The following is a 21,086-nucleotide window of genomic DNA, read 5'->3' as shown; positions in this document are numbered from 1 at the left end:
GATTTTAGTTATAATTTGATATATGTTTTAAAAGGATTTTGTTATGAAAACAATCCAGCTAGAGATTGAAGATAAATCATTGGATGCGGTTCTAACTCTTATTCACAGCTTGAAAAAAGGAATGATAAAAAAGTATGAAATAAAAGAAGATGGCAGTTTTTGTGAGACTAAAGCCTACTTTCAAAATGCTTATAATGAAATAAAAGAGGGCAAAGCCAAGCTTGTGCCGTTTAATGATGGACTAGGTGGGCTTGACGACTATATAGATTCTATAAAATGAAGATTTTAAAAAGAGAAGAGTTCAACAGAGAATTTAAGGAAATACTTTATTTTATAGCACAAGATAGTAAAGCAAATGCTAAAAAATTCAAAAATGAGTTAATTAAAAAAGTAAATGATTTAGAGTTTATGCCTTATAAATTTAGAAAATCTATCTATTTTAATAACGACAGCATAAGAGACTTGGTGTTTAAAGGTTATGTTATAGTTTACAGTATCGATGAACAAGAAGATATAGAGAAAGTATATAAAATTTAAATTTGAACTACTACAATATAGCACTTTTAAACTCTCCCCTAGAGCCATTTACATACCAGAGCCCAAAATCAATAGATATCGGCACAAAAGTAAAAGTGAAGATGAGAAACAGAGAGGTTTTCGGGGTGGCGGTTTCGACTTCTGATGAGCCCTCATTTAAAACAAGCGAAATCTTAGAGATTTGCGGCTCCATCTATACATCAAAACAGCTAGAACTTGCCCGGTTTATCTCCACTTACTATTTTTGCTCACTTGGCGAAGCGCTTGGAGTTATGCTGCCCTATGAGTCTGGTATGCATTACCCAGCGGAAAATGGCAACGAGATGGGTGAAAGCACTCTGTTGCCTCAAATAACTCTCTCAACCAAGCAAAACGAAGCGCTGGAGTTTTTAAAAAAGCATAAAACGGCACTCCTCTTTGGCGATACAGGCAGCGGAAAAACAGAGATATATATGAAATACTTTGAAGAGATTATTGAGCATAAGAAGTGCTCCATATTTCTTATGCCGGAGATCTCTCTTACTCCTCAAATGAGCCAGAGACTCCATAAGCATTTTGGAGATGCGGTTGTTATGTGGCACTCAAAGCTGACCCCTTTGCAAAAGAAAAAAGCACTTGCGAAGATTTATGACGGAAGTGCAAAGATAGTGGCAGGTCCGCGTTCGGCTCTCTTTTTGCCCACAAAAGATATCGGGCTTATCGTGGTAGATGAAGAGCATGATGAGAGCTATAAATCATCATCCCGGCCGCGCTACAATGCAAGAGATATAGCTATATATATGGGAAAACTCTACGGCATAAATGTTGTTTTGGGAAGTGCCACACCAAGCCTTACAACCTATGTAAAATTTCCCTATATTAGGCTTAGAGGCGGATACTTCAGCTCTAAAAAAGAGTTTGTTTATGAGAAAAGCGTCGAGACTCTATCTCCTTTGATTTTAAATAGTCTAAAAGAGAGTTTAGAAAAAAAAGAGCAGAGCATCCTGTTTCTTCCTACACGCGCAAATTTTAAGTATCTTATCTGTGCGGACTGCGGGCACATCCATAAGTGTGTTTTTTGCAGTGTTGGCATGAGTGTGCATCAAAAAACAAGAGCGCTTAAGTGCCACTACTGCAACTTTACTCAGGCGATTCCACAGAGCTGCTCAGAGTGCGGAAGTCCAAATCTTGTCAGTTCAAGACTTGGAACCGCCGAAGCTGCAAAAGAGCTGCAAAATGAGTTTGAGCACTCAGTCGTTGAACAGTTTGACAGAGATGCGATAACAACTGCAAAAAAATTAAAATCGGCGCTTAAAAGATTTAACGACAAAGAGATAGATATACTTGTCGGAACGCAGATGATAAGCAAAGGACATGATTATCATGGAGTTACTTTGGCGGTGGTTTTGGGGCTTGACAATATGCTGGGTATGAGTGACTACAGAGCCAGAGAAAAGGCCCTCTCCTCCCTTATACAGGTAGCAGGAAGAAGCGGCAGAAAAGAGAGTGCCAAAGTTTTGGTTCAAACCTTTAATGAAGAATTCTTTAAAGCATACATAGATAGATATGATGAATTTTTAGAGGATGAAAAGGAGTACCGTAAAGAGCTCTATCCTCCTTATAAAAAACTTTGCCGTATTTTATTTTCGCATAAAAATGGTATTAAAGCGGCAGACTCTATGAATCAGATGCTCTTATGTCTGCAAAAACAATCATCTGTAGAGGTGGTTGGATTTGGAAAATGCGCCATTGAGAGAGTGGCTGATAAGTATAGGTTTGAGATACTGCTGCGAGCAGACAAAAGCACCGATATCATAAAAGCGGTCTCTATATGCAGAGTTGATTTGGCTGAGGTAGATATGGACCCCATTGAGTTTGGCTAAAAAATAAAAGTTTTTTTAAAGTATGCTTCCTTGTTTGCGCCTAGAATTTACACAAATCTTTTTATTTTTTTTAAAGAGAGTGTTGATTGTCAAAAAACCAGTAAAATGACATTAAAACACCGGTTGTTTTTTGACAGCTCTCATCAAACATAAACTCTTTTGCTTTTTGAAGAGGAATATAGACAACTTCTATGTCTTCATCATCCAAGCCTCCCCCGTCATTTATCTTCATAGAGTCATCGCACTCGGCGTAGTAGATGGTTTGATGTGTTCCGGATATTCCTACGCTTGTGTAAAAAGAGCTGATTTTTTGCAGATTTTGCACAGGGATGTCATATCCGCACTCTTCTAAAACCTCCTCTTTGGCTATTTGTGCATTCTCTTTGTCTTTGTCTATAATTCCCGCACAAAGTTCATACATCATTCCGTTATCTGGGTTTTTGTTAAGCACCGTTGCACGAAGCTGTTTTACAAGAACAAAAGCATTTTTGTCTCTGTGCCAAAGAAGCACGGCAACGCTGTCGTGCGTTGTAACGGCTTCCCATTTTCTCTGAATGGACTTATATGTATAGTTGATAAGTATGGGTTTTATAAAGTTTGACTCATTAAGAGGCTGGATTGAGTTTATCTTGTACACAACTTTCTCCGCTGTAGAAGTAGCAAACCGTATCGGTTGTCGAAGCTCTTGCATATCTTGTCTCATTTGCTATATGCATATTTATGCTTGCGTCATACTCCGATTTTAGTTTTAAAAATGCAGATTTTTGTGCACCTTCTAGCTTTTTTGTAGCTACCTGCACAACTTTGAGAGGATCAACAGCCTGACCGTTTTTGTAGAGTCCGAAGTGTAGATGGGGGCCGGTTGAGAGACCTGTACTTCCTACATACCCTATAATTTGTCCTTTTTTAACGAAAGAGCCGTTTCTTATGCCTTTTCTAAAAGATTTTTGATGCGCGTAAAGAGTGAGATAACCATCGCTATGTCGTATCTTTATCATTTTGCCGTAACCTCTGGTGGTTCCCATAAAAACAACTCTGCCGTCTCCCGCTGCTGCGATAGGCGTACCGCGTGAAGCTGCATAGTCAACACCCAAATGCGCACGATATTTTTTTAAGATAGGGTGAAATCTTCTTTTTGTAAATCTTGATGATATTCTGGCTCCTCTTACCGGATTTGCAAGTAAAAATCCCTCTATCTCTTTTGCGTCCTCGTTGTAGTATCTGCCATCTTCATTTAGATAGATATAGTGCTTTTTACCTCTCATCTCTATCATAGCCGCTTTGAGTGACGGCATAGAAAATGGCTTGCCAAGGCGATATTTCTGCTCATATATCATAGCGAGCGTATCGCCCTTTCTAAGATCTCTTTTAAAGTTGAGCGAGTGTTTAAAGCTTGTGACAAAAATTTGGGCAAGTTTTGCCGAACCTGTCTCTTTAACAATATCCAAGTATGGCGAGTGCTCTATTTTAAGAGTAAAAGCTTCTGTTCTTGTATCGCTTATAATAGGAATGGTTTCGAAAAAGTACTCTTGATTGCGTTTATATATGTGAATCTGCAGTTCATCATTTAGGGGTATGAAAATCTGCGAAATTTCCCCATTTTTATCTTTTGACATTTCATAAGTAACGCCGGATATAATCTCTTCCGTAAGCTGCTGCTCATCTTTGTCGAGGTTGTAGTAGAGAGGTTTTAAAGGAAGATTTTTTTCTTCTAAAAACATTAAATATGTTTTGCCTTCACTCCAGCGAAAGCTTTCAACTTGGGACGCAAACAGATATGTAGTAAATAAAAAAAGCAGTAAGAATCGTATCATTATAATTAACCGTAAACATAAAATTTTCAAAATAATCTTAAAACTCTAACAAAATTTGCCTTAGTATGAGATTTGTTTGCTATAATCGCACTATATTTTTTATAAAGTGAATGAAATGAAGTATATTTTTCTCCTTATTATTATAACCTTGGAGCTTTTTGGAGTTGTTTTAAAATCTCCAATTGTAGCTGTAAATGAAGATGAAACTGAAGTTTCGATAAATATTGAAAGTATTGATGTCGGAGTGAGCGGTTTTGTGGTTCATGAAATAGACAAAGGGCATACAGCCATTTTAAAAAATGCGACGGTGAGCAGTTTTGATGAGAAGAGCAAAATTGCAAAAGTAACCATAAGCGAATTTAACGGATTTAGCAACAGCGCTCTGCCTGATGGCAAATGGAGCGTTAAGGTCGGAGACAGTGTTATTTTGGCTTTTGGATATACAAGAGGCCTTTTGATAGCTCCAAATGAAGAGATATACTACAGAGTGACAAAAAATTCAAAATTGCAGTGGGTGCATCCTGATATTTTTGCTACGATTTTATCTTTTAACGGGCATCCAACGCCTCTTAGAAGCGATTTTAGCGAGATGAGCTCCAGCACTTCTGTGGGTTTGGTTTTTATATATCTTGATAAAAAAGTCTATACGCTAGATGCAAAAAGTTTTAAAATCCTAGCTATTACAGATGCCGAGTTGGAAGATAGTGAAGTAAATCTGCCTTTTTACACAAGAGTGCCGGAGATAGATGCTGCATGGTGGGGAGAGGGAAGCGAAGAGCTTGATGCATATGAGCCGCATTACTATAAACTTATAATAGAAGCAAATCCAGATAGTAGAGAACTTTATGATATCATTAAAAACGGTGATAAAAAACTGCAGGATTTACTTGAAGAATTTGATATAAAAGGGTAGAGCATGATAGAGAGCAGACACTTAAACTATTTTACCGATATAGTCGGTTCTGAAAATATATACAGCGATAAAGCGCATCTAATAGCTTATTCATATGATGCAACAAGAGAGCATTTTGAGCCAGACGCGGTAGTTTTTCCAAGAGATGAAGAGGATATAAGCAAGATTTTAAAGTACTGCAATGAGCATAAAATCGTTATAGTTCCCCGTGGTGCCGGAAGCGGATTTACCGGCGGGGCACTTCCAAGCAGCGGCGGAATTGTGCTGGCTATGGAAAAACATATGAATAAAATCTTAGAGATTGATATGAAAAACATGGTAGCGGTGGTACAGCCAGGTGTTATCAATATGGATCTTCAGCGCGCAGTTGAAGAGGTGGGTCTTTTTTATCCGCCTGATCCTGCAAGTCAAGATTACTCAAGCATCGGCGGAAATGTAAGCGAAAATGCGGGCGGAATGCGTGCTGCAAAGTATGGAATCACAAAAGATTATGTAATGGCGACGCGTGCTGTTTTGCCAAACGGCGATATTATCAAAGCCGGAAAGAGAACTATTAAAGATGTTGCCGGATATAATATCAGCGGTATTTTAATAGCCAGCGAGGGAACACTGGCAGTTTTAACAGAGATCACTCTAAGACTTATCCCAAAACCAAAACTTACAAAAACTGCTATGGGTGTCTTTGAGAGTGTTCATGATGCCATGAATGCGGTATATAAAACTATGGCAAGCGGGATTACTCCGGTTGCAATGGAGTTTTTAGACAACTTGACTATCTGTGCGGTTGAGCGCACTTTTAGCAAAGGTCTTCCTGTTGATGCAGGCGCACTTCTTATAACGGATGTAGATGGAAACTTAGAAGAAGATCTTGATTTTCAACTCTCTCAAATCGAGAAGGTATTTAAAGCCAACGGTTGTTATAAGTTTAAGATAGCACAGGATAAAAAAGAGGCTTCAGATATTTGGTTTGCAAGACGCAACGCTTCGCCTGCGCTTAGTGTTTATGGAAGCAAAAAATTAAATGAGGATGTAACAGTTCCCCGCTCTGCATTGCCTGAACTGTTAGAGAAATTTTATGCAATAGCAGATAAATATGATGTTAAAATTCCATGTTTTGGACATACGGGAGATGGAAATGTACATACTAATGTTATGGTTGATGGAAGTGATCCTAAACAGGTTGAGATTGCATACAAAGCCATAGAAGAGGTTTTTCAAGCAACAATAGACTTGGGAGGAACGCTCAGCGGTGAACATGGCATAGGTCTTGCAAAAGCGCCTTATATGAAAATGGCCTTTACTCCTGAAGAGATGGCTCTTTTTAAATCAATTAAGATGGCGTTTGATCCAAATAATATTTTAAATCCTTTTAAAATGGGGTTGAAATAAAATAAAATGCCAACTATAAAAAGTAAGATAAGCAGACTTTACCGACATATAAAGTTTTTTGCAACAATTTTTGTAGATAAAGATCTTACTTTTTATGCGGCAAGTCTTAGTTTTTACACTATTTTTACACTTATTCCTCTTCTTTTGATAGTTCTTACTCTATTTACTTCATTGCCAAGTTTTTCGGAGCATTATGAAAAGATTGAGGAGTTTATATTTTCAAATCTGATGCCTGTAAATTCTGAAACTCTGATGAGCCATATCAACTCTTTTTTAGAAAATTCTGTTGAGATGAGTATGATAAGTTTTGTTATAGTTATCATCTCATCGCTTCTCTTTTTTCAAAATTTTGAGTATATTGCAAATAAGATTTTTCATGCAAAAAAAAGAGGTTTTTGGGATAGCGTTACAACATTTTGGACGCTTTTGACGCTGACTCCTATCGGACTTGGAGCTTCATTTTATATAACCGGCTATGTCGCCTCTTTGATGGCAAGCACGGAGTATATATCTGATATAAATATTCTTCCTTATGTTCCTTATGTTATTATTTGGGCGCTATTTTTTCTAATATTTCAAATTGTTGCAAATACAAAAGTGAATGTAAAAGCTGCTCTTATCAGCTCATTTATCACCTCTGCTGTTTTTAGTATTGCAAAAAACAGTTTTATCTATTATGTTTTTTATAACAAATCATATGCAACAATATATGGCTCGTTTTCTATTGTTATGTTTCTGTTTTTGTGGATTTATGTTTCGTGGATAGTGTTTGTTTACGGTTTGAAACTATGCTACATGATACATAGAGTATATGAAAAGAGTGCAGCAAAACAGCAGCAAAAACCAGATGAGAATTCTGTAGAATATAGCTCCAACTGAGATAGCAAGATAAGATAAAAACAAAAATAGATCCAGTTTTATTAAAATACCCTCTTTGTTTAGTTTTAAAAGCCAAATAAGCGCAGGGTCAAAAAAATCTCCAAAACCAACTATATGAAGCAGGATACTCAGCGGATAAAAGAGCGTAAAAAGTATTGTCCAGAGGATTGAGAGCGGATGATAGAGACTGAAGTTTCCAAAGATGGCTAGTGAAAAAGGCAGCATTAATAGATAGACCCAGAGGGGCAGAAGTATAAATTGCCATATTTTGTTTAAATTTTTAAAGTGAATTAAAAAGAGAAATATATAAAAAACTCCGCTTGCTGAGAGCCAAAAACCAAGAGAAAAACAGAGACGCGGGAAAAAAGCCAAAAGTAGTAAAAGTGTTAAAAACAGCGTCTGCATCGAAACTATTTTAATCCCTCTGTCATAAAGAATAAACCCTGCCAAAAGCATCCCAAAAGCACGGATAAGCGAGGGCGGCGAATCTAAAAAGAGCATATATGCAAAAAGCAGTATGGCTGTAATAAAAAAGATATCTCGTTTTGCATTTGTATATGGAAAAAATCTATCTTGAGCAAAAGCATAAACAGGACGGATGAAAAAAAAGAGCAGAGCGCTCAATACCCCAAGATGAAAACCGCTGATAGCCAGCAGATGCGAAACACCAAGATAAGAGAATGTTTTTTGCAGCTCCCACTCCAAAGGGGTTGCAGTATAGAGAGCATGATAGATATTTGCAATATTTGCATCTTTATGTGAAGAGGAGATGTGTGCGTTTAGCTTCTGTTTTATACTATTTTCATTTTCTATCTTTATAATTTTACTAGGAGCGTAAAATGTCGTAAGGTATTTGTAGAAATTTAAATCTTTTGGCCATATTTCAAGCTCTATTTCGTTGTTTTTTATATTATGAAGCGATTTTTTGGCAGTTGTATAAAAAGTAAGACCATCTTCGTTTTTAAGTTTTAACACTTGATAGGTTCTGCCGTTTTTTGCTTTGAGGTATTGTTTTAAAACAGTCGCTTTTACAAGCGCTGAGTCAAATATAGTAAACTCTTTATAGTTTTTATATTCTAGCAGAAGTGAAAAAAGAAAAATGGCAAAAGAGATTAGGAAGAAGATGAAAAAGTCTCTTTTCTTGTTAAAAAGCGAGACTCTTTCTATCATTTAGAACACTTTAAAGCGGCGGCATTGAAATAGTATCGTTTCCGACATCAATATTTGCAGAGCGGGTATCTACATTTTCATAAACGGTTTCTATAGCTTTTGCATAACCCGGAGAATCAACAAAACGGGTGAGTTTTTTCTGAAAAACCAGTTTTACATGTCCAGTCGGACCATTTCTCTGCTTGCCAATAATGATTTCAGCGTCCTCTTCCTCTTTTTCAATATAAGTTGGAGTAAACTCTTTTCCTTCGGCTTTAGCAGCTTTTTCTCGCTCTTTTTCTTCTTTGTAAAGATAGACATCGTCGCGGTATACAAAGAGGATAATATCGGCATCTTGTTCAATCGAGCCAGATTCACGGATGTCGCTAAGCATCGGTCTTTTATCGTTTCTGGATTCAAGTCCGCGGTTTAGCTGAGAGAGCGCAACAATCGGCATATTTAACTCTCTGGCGAGCATTTTGAGTCCGCGGGAGATATCTGAGACTTGAAGGTGTCTATCCTGATTTCCAATACCCTGCATAATCTGGAGGTAGTCGATGACCGCTATCTCTATCTCGGGATGCTGATTTTTGAGTTTTCGCAGTTTTGAGCGGAGCTGGTTTATGTTTATGCTTCCTTGATCATCTACAAAAAGTTTTGCATTGTTCATTTTGTCTATGGCACCGTTGAGCGAACTCCACTGATCATCACTCATATCTCCTACACGAAGCTTTTGAAGAGGAATGGATGTTTGAATGGATAAAAGACGCAGCATAAGCTGTTCTGCAGGCATCTCAAGTGAAAAAAACGCGACACCTTTTCCCTTTGTAATAAGGCTGTTTACAGTGTTTAGTATAAAAGAAGTTTTTCCCATCGCTGGTCTAGCTGCCACGATAACCAAGTCCCCTTTTCCAAAGCCTGTTGTCATTTTGTTAAGTTCATGAAATCCGGTATCAACGCCGACTAAGACATTGTTGCCGCGAGCTTTCATCTCTTTTATATACTCCATAGTGTCAAAGGTTATTTTTGGAGAGTCTTTGAAGTCGTTTGTTTGATTGTCGCGTGTTATTTCATATAGCTTCTTCTCTACTATGTCTATAACTTCGGCACTTGGGAGTTCCTCTTCTACTGTGACTCTTTTGATTTCTGTTGTAAGCGTTAAAAGATGGCGTTTTAGCGATTTGTCTTTTATCTCATCCACATAGGCTTTTGTGTTTGAGATGGGGTTAGCTGAGAGAATCTCAAGCATAACGCTTTCGTCAAATTTTTTTATTCTGATAAGCTCTTTTTTTATAAACTCTTCATCTATTGGTTGATCTTTTTGTAAAAGAAGCAGCATAACGCCAAATATATCTTGGTGTGCGGGAAGATAAAAATCATCCTTTTTTAACACGACGCTAAGCTCATCAAACTGGCTTGGTTCAAAAACTATTGAACTTAAGATGCTTCGCTCAAAAGCTAAATTATATAAATTTTCCTGCATTACTGAAATTCACTTGCCATTTTTTCTACTTCGGCTACAAATCTGTCCACAAGTTCGCTCTCATCAAGGTTGGCAACCACTTCGCCTTTTACCATAATAAGCCCTTTGCCTTTGCCGTAAGCAATAGCTACATCGGCATGCGCAGCCTCGCCTATAGCATTTACCACACATCCCATTACAGAAACATTTAAAGGCGCTTTGATGTGTGCAGTTCTCTCTTCTATCTCACCGACGGCACTTACCAGATCCGCTTCTATGCGTCCGCATGTCGGGCATGAGATGATATTTAAGCCATCTTTTGCTGCTCCGCTGTCTTTTAAAATGGCACGCGCAACTTTGATCTCCTCTTCAAGCTCTCCGGTGATACTTACTCTCATGGTATCGCCGATGCCATCAAGCAGAAGTGAACCAAGTCCGATAGCACTTTTAACGGTTGCATGAAAAAGCGTTCCGGCTTCTGTGACTCCAAGATGAAACGGGTAGTTGTTTTTTGGGCGGAGCATTCTGTATGCATCAACCGTTCTCTCAACATCGCTTGCTTTAAGAGAGATTTTGATGTCATTAAATCCTAAATCTTCAAGATATTTTATGTTGTACTCAGCTGAAGCCACCATTGCCTCTGCAGTCTGTCCGTATCTGTTTAAAAACTCTTTTTCCAAACTTCCCGAATTTACGCCTATGCGGATAGGAATATTGCGCGCCTGACACGCTTTTACCACCTCTTTTACACGCTCTTTGGAGCCGATATTGCCAGGATTTATACGGATACACTCTACAACTTCCGCTGCTACAAGGGCAAGACGATGGTTAAAGTGAATATCCGCTACAAGCGGAAGCGAAATCTGCTCCTTGATGGATTTAAGTGCAAGAGCATCTTCCATTTGCGGAACTGCCACACGAACGATATCACATCCTGCAAAATGCAGGCGTTTTATCTGCTCAACCGTAGATGTAACATCAGAAGTTTTTGAAAATGTCATTGACTGCACAGAGATAGGTGCATCACCGCCTACTGCTACACTGCCGACATATATTTTTTTGGTTGGATATCTTTTTATCATAAAGGAGATTTTATCTTGTTTGGACTAAAAAGGTGCTTTATTTTCACATGTAAGTTACATGTGAAAATAAGAAAGGGTTAAAATTTAAAAGTGAGGTTTGTGTAGATATATCTTCCAGGTTCGTTAAGAAGCATTGTATCTGTTGAGCCAGTAGTAAGAAGAATTAAATCTGCATATGTGTTTGAGAGAGCATATGTTTCATCAAAAAGATTGTTTACGCCTAGTGTAAAATCAAAGTTTTTGTTTACTGCATGTTTTACCTTTAGGTTTACAATTGCCCATGAATCAAGCTCTTGCTCGCCGCTGTCTGCATCAAAATCATCCCATTTGTCAGAAGCTTGTACTTCAAGCGTAGCTACAGAGTTTGTCATATACTCATAGTTTAGAGCAATATCTCCTCTTAGAGGTGCGATATCTGCCAAGTCCTCATCTGCACCAGGTGCCACATCATCTTTTTCACCGACTTTATATGATGCTTTCATATCAACAGTAAGTGCATCTGTAGCATAGATGGATGTGCTTAACTCTGCTCCATATACAGTTGCATCGATATTATTGAAAGTGTTTGCAGTTTTATTAAAATAGATATAGTCTTCCAACATAGAGTAGAATGCTTTGACTTTAAAGTTCATCATATTGTTATTTAGCTCATATCCTAAATCTACTTCTGTGTTTGTTGTTTGCTCTAAGTCTTCATTTCCTGAAGGACTTACAAGATAAAGCTCTCTTGGATCCGGAACACGACTTGCCTGACCAACACCTAAGAAGATTTTATTTGTTTCATTAAGGTTATAAGTAGTGAGTAGATTTGCACTAATTGCATCATAGTCTCTTTTTCTTTTTGACACATCATCAGGTGTAATCTCCGTATCATCAAGTCTTGCACCGGCTTCAATATCAAAATCACCGAATGTTTTTTCAACTTTTGCAAAAGCAGCCATGTTTTCAGTTTCAGTATGTGTTAAACTAGTTGAAATTGATGCTGGAATAACAGCTCCAGTTGCCACAGTAGTATTGTAATACTTCCCTTCCCATGTTCTTCTGCTTCCATCAAGTCCAAATAGAAGATTGTATCCATATACATCGAAGCTGTTTTTTAGTTTTAGCCCCTGCATAGTTGTTTTTAAGTGGTTTGTTCTGTACCAGCCATTAGTAGCAGCTGTATTTCTGTATCTTGTATCCATAGGATGGTCAACATCTGAGTAGTAGTATTTTAGATTGAGATTTTTGTAAATATCGCTGATGTTTTGTACATCGTAAGCTATACTGTAGATATTTGAGTAGTCATATGCAGCATCCATTTTAGAGTTTGGATAGAGTACATCATCACTTCTATTGTTTGTCATGCTTAAACGGAGTTCCTGATCATCAGTAACAGTTATATATGCTTTTGCCATAAGAGATTTTTTCTTATACGCTTCCATATCTTCATATTGACTTTGGTACTTAAAAGGCGTAGTAGCTTTTAAGTTTGTTTGTTCTGCCAAAGTATTTCCGTCACCGTCTTCATATTGATCGCTTGATTCGCTTGATCCGCTTATTAAAACTCTGATAAAGTCATTTCCGCCGCTAACAGTAGCGCCTACTTTTCTGTAGTTCCAGCTTCCAACACCAAATGTAACCTCACCGTTTAAATCTTTTGTAGGTTCTTTTGTTGTTATCTTAAGCCCCCCGCTAAGTGTTCCAAAGTTTTCAACATCATAAGGCCCTTCAATAACCTCAATATCTTCAATCTGACTTGTTACGATATGAGATGTCGGCGGATCCATTCTGTTTGGACATGCACCAAAAATCTTTGTGCCATCAACATCAACAGAGATATTGTCTCTTTTTTGACCGCGGATGTATATATCGTTCGCGATTCCGCTACGACGGTTCATATCAATGCTTGGTACACTTGAACTCAGCGCTTGTGCTAAATCAGCAGATAGTTGAGCTTCCTGGCTAACCTCTGTTATTGTTGTTGATTCTATACTGATTTTAGGGAGTTGTATCTCACTTGCATTTAAAACAGCAACAACAGTTAATGATAATGGAATTATTTTTTTATACATGTTATAACCTACCTTTATTTTCTAAATTACTCCATTGTATAATTAAAATGTTAAAATAGTGTTAAGTCAAAGAGAAAATAATATGATAAAATTGCATTATGAGTAAAATAGAAAAGATAAAAAGAGTTATTTTAATAATTTTAGGTTTAAGCCTTTCGGCTTATTTAATGTATAGCGGCTTTGCTATTTTAAATCAAGAGAGTTCGTCAGCAAGCCAGAGTAACTCCGCTAGCGAAGTTCATAGTAACACAGTGAAGTGAACCGTGCTGTTTTATAAGAGTGAAGCAGTCAACTCCGACTATCTCTTTTGTCGGAAATGTTTTTTTAAAAATATCTAGCGCTTCTGCATCCTGCTTCACTCCGTAAATCGGAACCAAAACTGCACCGTTAACAAATAAAAAGTTTGCATAAGTAGCCGGCAGTCTCTCCCCCTCAAAATAACAAGCGTCGCTCATTGGAAGTGCGATAAGTTTAAAATTGTACTCATGTGCATAAGCTTTTAGCTCATCCTCCATAAGTTTTAACTCTTTGAAATGTTCATCGCTCTTATCTTCACATTTAACATACATAATCGTTTTTTCATCTACAAATCTTGCTAAAGTATCGATATGTGAATCGGTATCATCCCCTGCCAGATAGCCATGGTTGAGATATAAAATTTTGCTCATTTCAAACAGCTTTTGAAGTTTTTGCGTCATCTGCTCTTTTGAGAGAGCTGCATTTCTGTTTTTATTTAACATGCACTCAGATGTCGTAAGGATAGTGTCAACTCCGTTACTCTCAACGCCGCCGCCCTCTAAAATCAGATCTGCCTTTACGACCTCTTTATCGTAGCACTCTTTTAAACTCTGAGTCATCGTATTGTCTTTAGAAGCTTCAAATTTGCCGCCCCATCCCGTAAAGGTAAAGTCAAGAAGTTTTATGTCTGAGCCGTCTTGAACACAAAGAGCAGAGCAGTCTCTTGCCCATGTGTCATTTGTTTCATACTCTGTAAAGTAGAGGTTTGCATTGGGAGAAAATCTTTTTTTTATGCTCTCTATATCATCGCAAACCACAAGACATTTTTGATACTTGATAATTGCATTGATGATATTTATAAAAGTATTTTGAGCTTCCTCCAGATACTCTGCCCAGTCACTCTTTGCATGTGGAAATATTATTTGTGTAAAACTCTGCTCTTCAAACTCTGCAATTAGTCGTCTCATCTGATATAATTCCTTTATGGCTTACATAACTTTAAATAAAAACAATTTTTTTAATAATCTCGACATTATTGCAAATCGTACCAAAAGTGTAGATAAAATTGCTCTTGTTTTAAAAGACAACGCATATGGGCATGGCATTTTGGAGACAGCTTCCATGGCACAAGAGTATGGTATCAAAAAAGCAGTTGTTTGTTCATGCAAAGAGGCACAAAGTGTAGAGAGGTTTTTTGATTATATCTTGGTTTTAGGTGAGATACCAACTTTTAAAAGTGATAAAGTAAGATATACAATCAATGATATAAACAGCATAGAGAAGTTTCCTCAAGGTACGAAAGTGGAGTTGAAAATTGATTCGGGAATGCACCGAAACGGCATAGCTATAGATGAGATAGAGAGTGCATTTTTAAAAATCAAAGAGGCAAAACTTTTTTTGGAGGCTCTCTTTACACATCACAGAAGTGCGGATGAGCTTACAAGCGAATGGTTTTGGCAAAAAGAGAATTTTAAAATAGCAAAGCAAAAAGCTGCCTTATTGGCAAAAGAGTTTGGTTTTGATGCACTTCGGTTTCACTCATCAAACTCTGCCGCACTCTTTAGGGAATCGGATTTTGATGAAGATATGGCAAGAGTGGGCATTGCTGCTTATGGATGTATGGAACTTCCAAAAGCTCTTCATGTTGAGGGCTTTAAGCCTATTTTGTCTCTTTTTGCAAAAAAAATCTCATCAAGAAAGTTAAACAGGGGTGATAGAGTCGGTTACGGCGGTGACGGAGAGATTGTAAAAGAGTGTGTTGTTGGTAACTATGATGTTGGTTACGGTGACGGATTTTTAAGAGTTTGTGCAGAAAATGGTTATAAAACTCCACAGGGTATAGAACTCCTCGGCAGAATCTCTATGGATAACAGCTCATTTTTAAGCAATGAGAAGACTATTTTGGTTTTTGACGATGCCAGAGTTGCGTCAAAGTATGCCAAAACTATAAGTTATGAACTTTTAGCATCTCTAAAACCCTCTATTAAAAGAGAGGTGCTATAGCAGCTTTTTGTAAAATTAAGAGCTTATTTTTACAACTGCAGCTGAAAAAATAACGCCGTCAATACCCAGAATCGCGAGCTCTTCTATTTCATTCTCCTCTTCGATAAGAGTCAAAATCTTTGCATCAAAAAGATAGTTCTCTGCTAAGTTTTGCGCACTCTTGGCAAGCTTTTTATCAACAATAATATATGATGCGCCCAGAGATGAAGCATATAAAATCTCTGTAATGTTTTTTACATACAAAGCAACTTTAACAGAGTTTGAAATCGCATGATTTATGATATCTAGATTTTTTTCATTAAACTCTATAAAGAGGGTTGAAGATGGCGGAGTGTTTGATATGGAGGCAATATCAGACACATGATAAAAATTTTCATTTTTTAAAAATCTATGACCGAAAAATATCATTTTGCTTTCTCTATGCACTCTTTTGAACAGTAATACTTTCCATTGCTCAAAATTGCATCATCAATTTCACAGTAGATGCCACATGTAGAGCACTCTACCATGTCGCTACTATCAATCTCATCTCTCTTTTTCTCTTTGTTGGAGTTTTGTACAGCCGGCTTTTTCTTTATAAACATAAAATAGATAATAGCAATAACACCCGCTACCAATAAAATTTTTAGTATCATATATCTTCTCCAATAAGCAAATAGTGTCTATTTTTAGTTTTTATAACTTTGTGTTTCAATCCGGGTGTAACTTCATCGTAAACTCTCTCTCCTTTATAAAAAAGAAGTTTTGAGTGCTTGTCTCTAAAATTTTCGCTTAATTTTAAAAGCATATCTGTTTCAGTTACGGCTCTGGATGTAACAATCTCAAAAATTTCGCTCTGCATCTCTTCAACACGCATTTTTACAACTTTTACATTTTCCAGTTCCAAGTCGGCTTTTATAAACTGTAAAAAGCTTGCCCTTTTTGCAATCGGCTCAACAAGTGTTATCTGTGTCTCAGGAAGCCCCATTGCTAAAATTAGACCCGGAAATCCTGCACCTGTACCGATATCTAAAAGATTTTTACATTTTGGCAGAAAGCTTATAGGGAAAACAGCATCGTAAATAAATTCATCTACGGTTTTTTCATCTTTTGCACCTGTTAAATTGTGGATTTTATTCCATTTAAAAAGATGCTCTTTATATTTTTGAATATTATGAAAAAAATCATCAGGCAGCTTTAACTTCTCTTCAAGAAGCTCAGTTTTTAAGTTCAAGTATATATCCTTTTTTAAAGCAGGTGCCCCATCTCATCTTTTTTAACATTTAAATAAGCTTCATTATGCGGATTTGATTTCATAATAATAGGAATGCGCTCTACAATTTCAATCCCCTCTAAAGACTCTATCTTTCTTGGGTTGTTTGTAAGAAGTTTTATCTTGTTTATATTGAAGTGATTAAGTATAAAAATCACAATCTCATATGTTCTCTCATCTGCTGCAAATCCAAGCTGGTGATTTGCTTCTACTGTGTTAAAACCTTTGTCTTGAAGAGCATATGCGTTTATCTTGTTAAGCAAACCTATGTTTCTGCCCTCTTGCCTTAAGTATATAACCATGCCGTTTGTTTTAGATGCCAATTTTAACGCATGCTCTAACTGATCTCTGCAGTCACACTTTAAGCTTCCTATTGCATCACCTGTCAGACACTCTGAATGGACTCTGACTATCGGAGTTTCATCTAAATTTTTTTTAAATATGACCAGATGCTCTTTGCACCCTTCTTTAAAAGCTTTGACTTTGAAATCGCCAAATCTTGATGGTAAATTTGCTATTTCAGAAATTTCTATGTTCAATTATTTTTCCTAACTTTAACTTTAAAAAGGTAAAATATTTTTTAAAATTATAGCTAAAAAGGTTTAACAATGTTTCAAAGATTTCGTAGAACTCGCTTAAATGCCCATCTTCGCTCACTTGTCCGTGAGACAAAAGTAGGTGTAGAAGATTTTATATATCCTCTTTTTGTACGCTCCGGAGAGGGAATTAAAACAGAAGTAGCATCAATGCCGGGTGTTTTTCAGATGAGTATAGATGAGGTGATAAAAGAGTGTGAAGAGCTTAAAAAACTCGGTATTTATGCAATTATACTTTTTGGAATTCCTGATGTAAAAGACTCTATAGGCTCAGACTCTTTGTGCGAACACGGCATAATTGCCAAAGCAATTCGTGCTATAAAAGAGGCGCATCCGGATATGTTCGTAGTAACGGATCTCTGTTTTTGTGAATATACTGATCATGGACACTGTGGAATTATTGATGAAGAGCATCAAACTGTAGACAATGACGCCACACTTAAAATATCTGCTAAACAAGCCATAGTTCATGCAAAGGCGGGAGCAGATATGATAGCACCTTCAGGCATGATGGATGGGATAATTGAAACATTAAGAGATGCGCTTGATGGTGCAGGATATGTCAATCTTCCTATTATGAGCTACTCAACAAAATTTGCTTCAGGATACTATGGACCGTTTCGTGATGTGGCAGAGTCAACACCGAGTTTTGGCGACAGAGCATCATACCAAATGGACCCTGCAAACAGAAGAGAAGCTATTGCTGAGAGCATTTCTGATGAACTTCAGGGTGCTGATATTTTAATGGTAAAACCGGCTCTTGCATATCTTGATATTGTCAGAGAGATAAAGGAGAACACTTCGCTTCCAATGGCGGTATATAATGTAAGCGGCGAGTATGCAATGCTTAAGATGGCAGGGATGAATAATCTAATCGATTATGATAGAGTTGTAATGGAGACAATGATTGCTTTTAAAAGAGCAGGTGCGGATATTATTATCTCTTACCATGCAAAAGAGGTTGCAAAAATGTTACAAAAGTAATCTTTTGCGTTTGTTAAGATGCTGATAAAAGCTCTTAGAAGCAATCTAAAAGAAAATTTAGTATAAACTAAGAGCTTATTTGAATTTTTGGGGAAAATTTTGAGACACTTTTTAACACTGAAAGATTTTACAAAAGAAGAAATTTTAGAGATTATTGACACCGGACTTAGCATTAAAAAGAATTTAAAAGCAAATATTTACAATCAAGAGTTAAAAAACCAAACGCTTGCGATGATATTTGAAAAGAGCTCGACAAGAACGCGTGTTAGTTTTGAGACTGGAATGTTTCAACTTGGAGGACATGCTCTTTTTCTCTCAAATCGTGATATTCATCTGGGTCGCGGAGAGCCTGTAAAAGATACTGCCCGCGTGATTTCAAGTATGTGCGATATGGTTATGATACGAACATTTGAGCACTCTATGATAGAGGAGTTTGCCTCTTACTCGAGAGTTCCGGTAATCAACGGACTTACAGATTCATATCATCCGGTTCAGCTTTTGGCGGATTATATGACTTTGGTTGAACATGGTATGGATAAAAATATTATTGCAGCTTATGTGGGGGATGGCAATAATATGACGCATTCATGGATGATGCTTGCTGCAAAACTTGGTTTTGAGCTTCGTATTGCTACTCCAAAAGGGTATGAAGTTGATGCAAAGATACTTGATGATGCGCAAAAAATTGCAAAAGAGAGCAAAGCAGTTATAAAAATTATGAATGACCCAAAAGAAGCGGTAAAAGGCGCTAGTGTTGTAACAACTGATACATGGGTTTCTATGGGGCAGGAGGATGAAAAAGAGGAGCGTATAAAAACTTTTAAAGGCTTTATGGTTGATGATGAGATGATGTCACTGGCTCAAAAAGATGCGAAATTTTTACACTGTCTGCCAGCTTATAGAGGTTTGGAAGTTAGCGAAGAGCTTTTTGAAAAACACTCTGATATCATCTTTAGTGAGGCAGAAAACAGACTTCATGCCCAAAAAGGGCTGATGGTCTGGCTAAAGAAACAAAATTTTAATAGCTGATTCCGCTTACGCTTCTTATCTTTTCAATGGTCGGCATTGCAATCTCTCTTGCTTTGTCTGCTCCATTTTTTAAAATTTCTCTTACCTCATTTTGGTGCTTTTCGAAATACTCTCTTTTCTCTCTATACTCTCTAAAATACTCCCACATAACTTCCGCAAGATAGATCTTAAAGTGTCCGTGTCCCTCACCGCCTCTTCTATATCTCTCTTGAAGTGCTTTTAGATTGTCACCCTCTAAAAAAAGTTTTGCCATATTGTAAACATTGCATGTTTCGTACTCTTTTGGCTCTTCTACAGAAACATTTTCAGTTACAATTTTTTTGATTGTCTTTAGCTGACTCTTCTCATCTCCAAAAATATTGACGATATTTCCGTAACTCTTAGACATTTTTTGTCCGTCTATTCCCGGAACTGTTGCAACCTCTTCTTGAACTTTAAATTCAGGAATCGTTAAAATATCTCCATATTGGTTGTTAAATTTGATGGCGATATCTCTTGCAATTTCTACATGTTGAATCTGATCTTTTCCTACAGGGACGACATTGGAGTTAAAAAGCAAAATGTCAGCCGCCATTAAAACAGGATATGAAAAAAGAGAGTGGTTTGTTGCAAATCCTTTGGCGGTTTTGTCTTTGTAGCTGTGAGCACGCTCTAAAAGTCCCATAGGTGTAAATGATGATAAAGTCCAGTAGAGTTCAAGAACCTCTTTTACATCTGACTGTACCCAGAAAACTGATTTCTCAGGATCAATTCCAAGCGCTAAAAAGTCTGTAGCACACTGCATGGTAAGTTCACCAAGGCGTTTGCCGTCATTGACACTTGTCATGGCATGATAGTTTGCAATAAAAGCAAAAGTTTGATTTTGTGACTGTGCTTCTACCATCTGTTTTATTGAGCCGAAATAGTTTCCGATATGTAAATCTCCAGATGGCTGAATACCTGTTAAAACTCTCATTTATATAACTCCAAAAATTTCTAAATTTTAGTTATGACATTATACATTCTTTAACTTTATTTCGCTATGATTTAACTTATTATAGAGGTATAAAAGGATTTATTATGAATGTACAAATTCATGCAAAAGATATAACATTACATGAAAGCAGAAGAGCTCATATTGAAGCAGCTATTGATAGTTTTAAAAAATATGCATTAGATATTACAAGTGTAAATGTTTATGTTAGAGCGGAAAAAAAAGGTGTTTCAGTTGAATTTGATATTCATGTGGCGCATGCACAACCTGTAGTTATAAGCCAGAGTGATGATGATTTGGATGCTGCCATAGATTTAGCTATTGACAGAGCTACAAAAGCGCTTCGTCGTCTTCATGACAAAATTGTTTCTCATAAAGCAGCTTCTATAAAAGATATGGAAATAGTAGAAGAGTAGTTATGTATAACTGGATAATTTGGTTTCATATCCTCTCTTTTATCTCATGGTATGCGGTTCTCTTTTATATGCCGCGACTTTTTGTATATCATGCAGAAAATGCTGAGAATGAGGGATTTGTAAAAGTTGTAAAAGTTATGGAGATGAAAATATATAAATATATCGGTATTCCTGCAATGTGGGCAACTGTTATAAGCGGTGTTGCAATGATATTTTTATCTACTTCGCATTATGGCGGAGTAAATATTATGTCAACAGGTGGTTGGATGCATGCTAAGATACTTTTTGTTCTTATTTTAATTGCATATTTTTTCTCTTTGGGATATTTTAGAATAAAGTTTTTAAATGATGAATGCAAGAAGAGCGGAAAGTTTTTTAGGGCTTACAATGAAGTTCCAACGCTTCTTCTTCTTGTGATAGTTGCAATGGTAATTATTAAACCGTTTTAATTATA

At 36.9% G+C, this 21,086-nt stretch carries 23 protein-coding genes; 11 read left to right on the top strand and 12 right to left on the bottom strand.

Annotated features, from left to right (window positions below; genetic code table 11):
- Positions 1-43: 43 nt before the first annotated feature.
- The 3 genes from CVO_RS07925 to CVO_RS07915 are packed head-to-tail and all read left to right on the top strand — an operon-like array spanning position 44 to position 2,399.
- Positions 44-280: a hypothetical protein gene (locus tag CVO_RS07925; protein WP_159571425.1), complete on the top strand. Its 237-nt coding sequence runs from the start codon at positions 44-46 to the stop codon at positions 278-280.
- Positions 277-537 carry a type II toxin-antitoxin system RelE/ParE family toxin gene (locus CVO_RS07920; RefSeq protein WP_159571422.1) on the top strand — a complete coding sequence of 87 codons (261 nt, stop codon included), beginning with the start codon at positions 277-279 and terminating at the stop codon, positions 535-537. Before CVO_RS07925 ends, CVO_RS07920 begins: the two co-directional genes overlap by 4 nt.
- Positions 538-539: 2 nt before the next feature.
- Positions 540-2,399: a primosomal protein N' gene (locus tag CVO_RS07915; RefSeq protein ID WP_159571419.1), complete on the top strand. Its 1,860-nt coding sequence runs from the start codon at positions 540-542 to the stop codon at positions 2,397-2,399.
- 70 nt (positions 2,400-2,469) lie between these two features.
- Here the strand turns inward: CVO_RS07915 and CVO_RS07910 are convergent, their stop codons facing one another.
- The gene (locus tag CVO_RS07910; protein ID WP_159571416.1) at positions 2,470-3,036 is read right to left on the bottom strand and encodes an NUDIX domain-containing protein; all 567 of its coding nucleotides are present in this window, start codon (positions 3,034-3,036) and stop codon (positions 2,470-2,472) included.
- Entirely contained in the window at positions 3,005-4,213 is a 1,209-nt protein-coding gene (locus CVO_RS07905) for a peptidoglycan DD-metalloendopeptidase family protein (protein ID WP_159571413.1), read from the bottom strand. Before CVO_RS07905 ends, CVO_RS07910 begins: the two co-directional genes overlap by 32 nt.
- 115 nt (positions 4,214-4,328) lie before the next feature.
- On the opposite strand from CVO_RS07905, the gene CVO_RS07900 reads away from it, so the two are divergent.
- From CVO_RS07900 to CVO_RS07890, 3 genes are read left to right on the top strand one after another with little or no spacing between them, the layout of a single operon-like run.
- The gene (locus tag CVO_RS07900) at positions 4,329-5,126 is read left to right on the top strand and encodes a plasminogen-binding N-terminal domain-containing protein (protein WP_159571410.1); all 798 of its coding nucleotides are present in this window, start codon (positions 4,329-4,331) and stop codon (positions 5,124-5,126) included.
- A 3-nt stretch (positions 5,127-5,129) separates the two neighbouring features.
- Positions 5,130-6,515, top strand: a complete 1,386-nt coding sequence (locus CVO_RS07895; RefSeq protein WP_159571407.1) for an FAD-linked oxidase C-terminal domain-containing protein — start codon at positions 5,130-5,132, stop codon at positions 6,513-6,515.
- 6 nt (positions 6,516-6,521) lie between these two features.
- The gene (locus CVO_RS07890) at positions 6,522-7,394 is read left to right on the top strand and encodes a YihY/virulence factor BrkB family protein (protein ID WP_152298729.1); all 873 of its coding nucleotides are present in this window, start codon (positions 6,522-6,524) and stop codon (positions 7,392-7,394) included.
- Here the strand turns inward: CVO_RS07890 and CVO_RS07885 are convergent.
- From CVO_RS07885 to CVO_RS07865, 5 genes are all read right to left on the bottom strand, one after another.
- Positions 7,302-8,564 (bottom strand): ComEC/Rec2 family competence protein, encoded by a 1,263-nt coding sequence (locus CVO_RS07885; protein WP_159571404.1) that lies wholly within the window; start codon positions 8,562-8,564, stop codon positions 7,302-7,304. The genes CVO_RS07890 and CVO_RS07885 overlap by 93 nt on opposite strands.
- A gap of 10 nt (positions 8,565-8,574) precedes the next feature.
- Positions 8,575-10,026, bottom strand: a complete 1,452-nt coding sequence (locus tag CVO_RS07880) for a replicative DNA helicase (protein ID WP_152298731.1) — start codon at positions 10,024-10,026, stop codon at positions 8,575-8,577.
- Positions 10,026-11,087, bottom strand: a complete 1,062-nt coding sequence (gene ispG, locus CVO_RS07875; RefSeq protein ID WP_159571401.1) for a flavodoxin-dependent (E)-4-hydroxy-3-methylbut-2-enyl-diphosphate synthase — start codon at positions 11,085-11,087, stop codon at positions 10,026-10,028. The genes CVO_RS07880 and ispG overlap by 1 nt, the downstream gene beginning before the upstream one ends.
- 77 nt (positions 11,088-11,164) lie before the next feature.
- On the bottom strand, positions 11,165-13,141 hold the full coding sequence (locus CVO_RS07870) for a TonB-dependent receptor (protein WP_159571398.1): 1,977 nt from the start codon (positions 13,139-13,141) through the stop codon (positions 11,165-11,167).
- 206 nt (positions 13,142-13,347) lie between these two features.
- Positions 13,348-14,346: an agmatine deiminase family protein gene (locus tag CVO_RS07865; protein WP_159571395.1), complete on the bottom strand. Its 999-nt coding sequence runs from the start codon at positions 14,344-14,346 to the stop codon at positions 13,348-13,350.
- 16 nt (positions 14,347-14,362) lie between these two features.
- On the opposite strand from CVO_RS07865, the gene CVO_RS07860 reads away from it, so the two are divergent.
- Entirely contained in the window at positions 14,363-15,382 is a 1,020-nt protein-coding gene (locus CVO_RS07860; RefSeq protein ID WP_152298735.1) for an alanine racemase, read from the top strand.
- A 15-nt stretch (positions 15,383-15,397) separates the two neighbouring features.
- On the opposite strand, the gene CVO_RS07855 is transcribed toward CVO_RS07860, so the two are convergent.
- The 4 genes from CVO_RS07855 to ribA are packed head-to-tail and all read right to left on the bottom strand — an operon-like array spanning position 15,398 to position 17,173.
- Positions 15,398-15,790, bottom strand: coding sequence for a hypothetical protein (locus CVO_RS07855; RefSeq protein WP_152298736.1), 393 nt, complete (start codon positions 15,788-15,790; stop codon positions 15,398-15,400).
- Positions 15,787-16,017 carry a PP0621 family protein gene (locus CVO_RS07850; RefSeq protein ID WP_152298737.1) on the bottom strand — a complete coding sequence of 77 codons (231 nt, stop codon included), beginning with the start codon at positions 16,015-16,017 and terminating at the stop codon, positions 15,787-15,789. The genes CVO_RS07855 and CVO_RS07850 overlap by 4 nt, the downstream gene beginning before the upstream one ends.
- Complete coding sequence (rsmG, locus tag CVO_RS07845; protein ID WP_159571392.1) at positions 16,014-16,595, bottom strand: 16S rRNA (guanine(527)-N(7))-methyltransferase RsmG; 582 nt, start codon at positions 16,593-16,595, stop codon at positions 16,014-16,016. Before rsmG ends, CVO_RS07850 begins: the two co-directional genes overlap by 4 nt.
- A gap of 14 nt (positions 16,596-16,609) precedes the next feature.
- On the bottom strand, positions 16,610-17,173 hold the full coding sequence (gene ribA, locus CVO_RS07840; RefSeq protein ID WP_152298739.1) for a GTP cyclohydrolase II: 564 nt from the start codon (positions 17,171-17,173) through the stop codon (positions 16,610-16,612).
- A 69-nt stretch (positions 17,174-17,242) separates the two neighbouring features.
- Here ribA and hemB point away from each other — a divergent pair, with 69 nt between their 5' ends.
- On the top strand, positions 17,243-18,214 hold the full coding sequence (gene hemB / locus CVO_RS07835) for a porphobilinogen synthase (protein ID WP_152298740.1): 972 nt from the start codon (positions 17,243-17,245) through the stop codon (positions 18,212-18,214).
- Positions 18,215-18,313: 99 nt separating this feature from the next.
- Positions 18,314-19,243 carry an ornithine carbamoyltransferase gene (argF, locus tag CVO_RS07830; protein WP_152298741.1) on the top strand — a complete coding sequence of 310 codons (930 nt, stop codon included), beginning with the start codon at positions 18,314-18,316 and terminating at the stop codon, positions 19,241-19,243.
- Here argF and trpS read toward each other — a convergent pair.
- Positions 19,233-20,198 (bottom strand): tryptophan--tRNA ligase, encoded by a 966-nt coding sequence (gene trpS / locus CVO_RS07825; protein ID WP_152298742.1) that lies wholly within the window; start codon positions 20,196-20,198, stop codon positions 19,233-19,235. The genes argF and trpS overlap by 11 nt on opposite strands.
- Before the next feature lie 104 nt (positions 20,199-20,302).
- Here trpS and hpf point away from each other — a divergent pair, with 104 nt between their 5' ends.
- Entirely contained in the window at positions 20,303-20,632 is a 330-nt protein-coding gene (hpf, locus tag CVO_RS07820; RefSeq protein ID WP_152298743.1) for a ribosome hibernation-promoting factor, HPF/YfiA family, read from the top strand.
- Positions 20,633-20,634: 2 nt separating this feature from the next.
- Complete coding sequence (hemJ, locus tag CVO_RS07815) at positions 20,635-21,081, top strand: protoporphyrinogen oxidase HemJ (RefSeq protein ID WP_152298744.1); 447 nt, start codon at positions 20,635-20,637, stop codon at positions 21,079-21,081.
- The last annotated feature ends 5 nt before the right edge of the window (positions 21,082-21,086 follow it).

The sequence above is a fragment of the Sulfurimonas sp. CVO genome (genome assembly GCF_009883775.1).
Classification (GTDB): Bacteria; Campylobacterota; Campylobacteria; order Campylobacterales; family Sulfurimonadaceae; genus Sulfurimonas; species Sulfurimonas xiamenensis.
This window is presented reverse-complemented; position numbering and strand designations above follow the sequence as displayed.

Excerpts from the sequence above, each read along its gene's own strand:
- CVO_RS07925 (WP_159571425.1), top strand. The coding sequence starts at position 44 with ATGAAAACAATCCAGCTAGAGATTGAAGATAAATCATTGGATGCGGTT.
- CVO_RS07920 (WP_159571422.1), top strand. The coding sequence starts at position 277 with ATGAAGATTTTAAAAAGAGAAGAGTTCAACAGAGAATTTAAGGAAATA.
- CVO_RS07905 (WP_159571413.1), bottom strand. The coding sequence starts at position 4,213 with ATGATACGATTCTTACTGCTTTTTTTATTTACTACATATCTGTTTGCG.
- CVO_RS07900 (WP_159571410.1), top strand. The coding sequence starts at position 4,329 with ATGAAGTATATTTTTCTCCTTATTATTATAACCTTGGAGCTTTTTGGA.
- CVO_RS07895 (WP_159571407.1), top strand. The coding sequence starts at position 5,130 with ATGATAGAGAGCAGACACTTAAACTATTTTACCGATATAGTCGGTTCT.
- CVO_RS07890 (WP_152298729.1), top strand. The coding sequence starts at position 6,522 with ATGCCAACTATAAAAAGTAAGATAAGCAGACTTTACCGACATATAAAG.
- CVO_RS07885 (WP_159571404.1), bottom strand. The coding sequence starts at position 8,564 with ATGATAGAAAGAGTCTCGCTTTTTAACAAGAAAAGAGACTTTTTCATC.
- CVO_RS07880 (WP_152298731.1), bottom strand. The coding sequence starts at position 10,026 with ATGCAGGAAAATTTATATAATTTAGCTTTTGAGCGAAGCATCTTAAGT.
- ispG (WP_159571401.1), bottom strand. The coding sequence starts at position 11,087 with ATGATAAAAAGATATCCAACCAAAAAAATATATGTCGGCAGTGTAGCA.
- CVO_RS07870 (WP_159571398.1), bottom strand. The coding sequence starts at position 13,141 with ATGTATAAAAAAATAATTCCATTATCATTAACTGTTGTTGCTGTTTTA.
- CVO_RS07865 (WP_159571395.1), bottom strand. The coding sequence starts at position 14,346 with ATGAGACGACTAATTGCAGAGTTTGAAGAGCAGAGTTTTACACAAATA.
- CVO_RS07860 (WP_152298735.1), top strand. The coding sequence starts at position 14,363 with ATGGCTTACATAACTTTAAATAAAAACAATTTTTTTAATAATCTCGAC.
- CVO_RS07855 (WP_152298736.1), bottom strand. The coding sequence starts at position 15,790 with ATGATATTTTTCGGTCATAGATTTTTAAAAAATGAAAATTTTTATCAT.
- CVO_RS07850 (WP_152298737.1), bottom strand. The coding sequence starts at position 16,017 with ATGATACTAAAAATTTTATTGGTAGCGGGTGTTATTGCTATTATCTAT.
- hemB (WP_152298740.1), top strand. The coding sequence starts at position 17,243 with ATGTTTCAAAGATTTCGTAGAACTCGCTTAAATGCCCATCTTCGCTCA.
- trpS (WP_152298742.1), bottom strand. The coding sequence starts at position 20,198 with ATGAGAGTTTTAACAGGTATTCAGCCATCTGGAGATTTACATATCGGA.
- hpf (WP_152298743.1), top strand. The coding sequence starts at position 20,303 with ATGAATGTACAAATTCATGCAAAAGATATAACATTACATGAAAGCAGA.
- hemJ (WP_152298744.1), top strand. The coding sequence starts at position 20,635 with ATGTATAACTGGATAATTTGGTTTCATATCCTCTCTTTTATCTCATGG.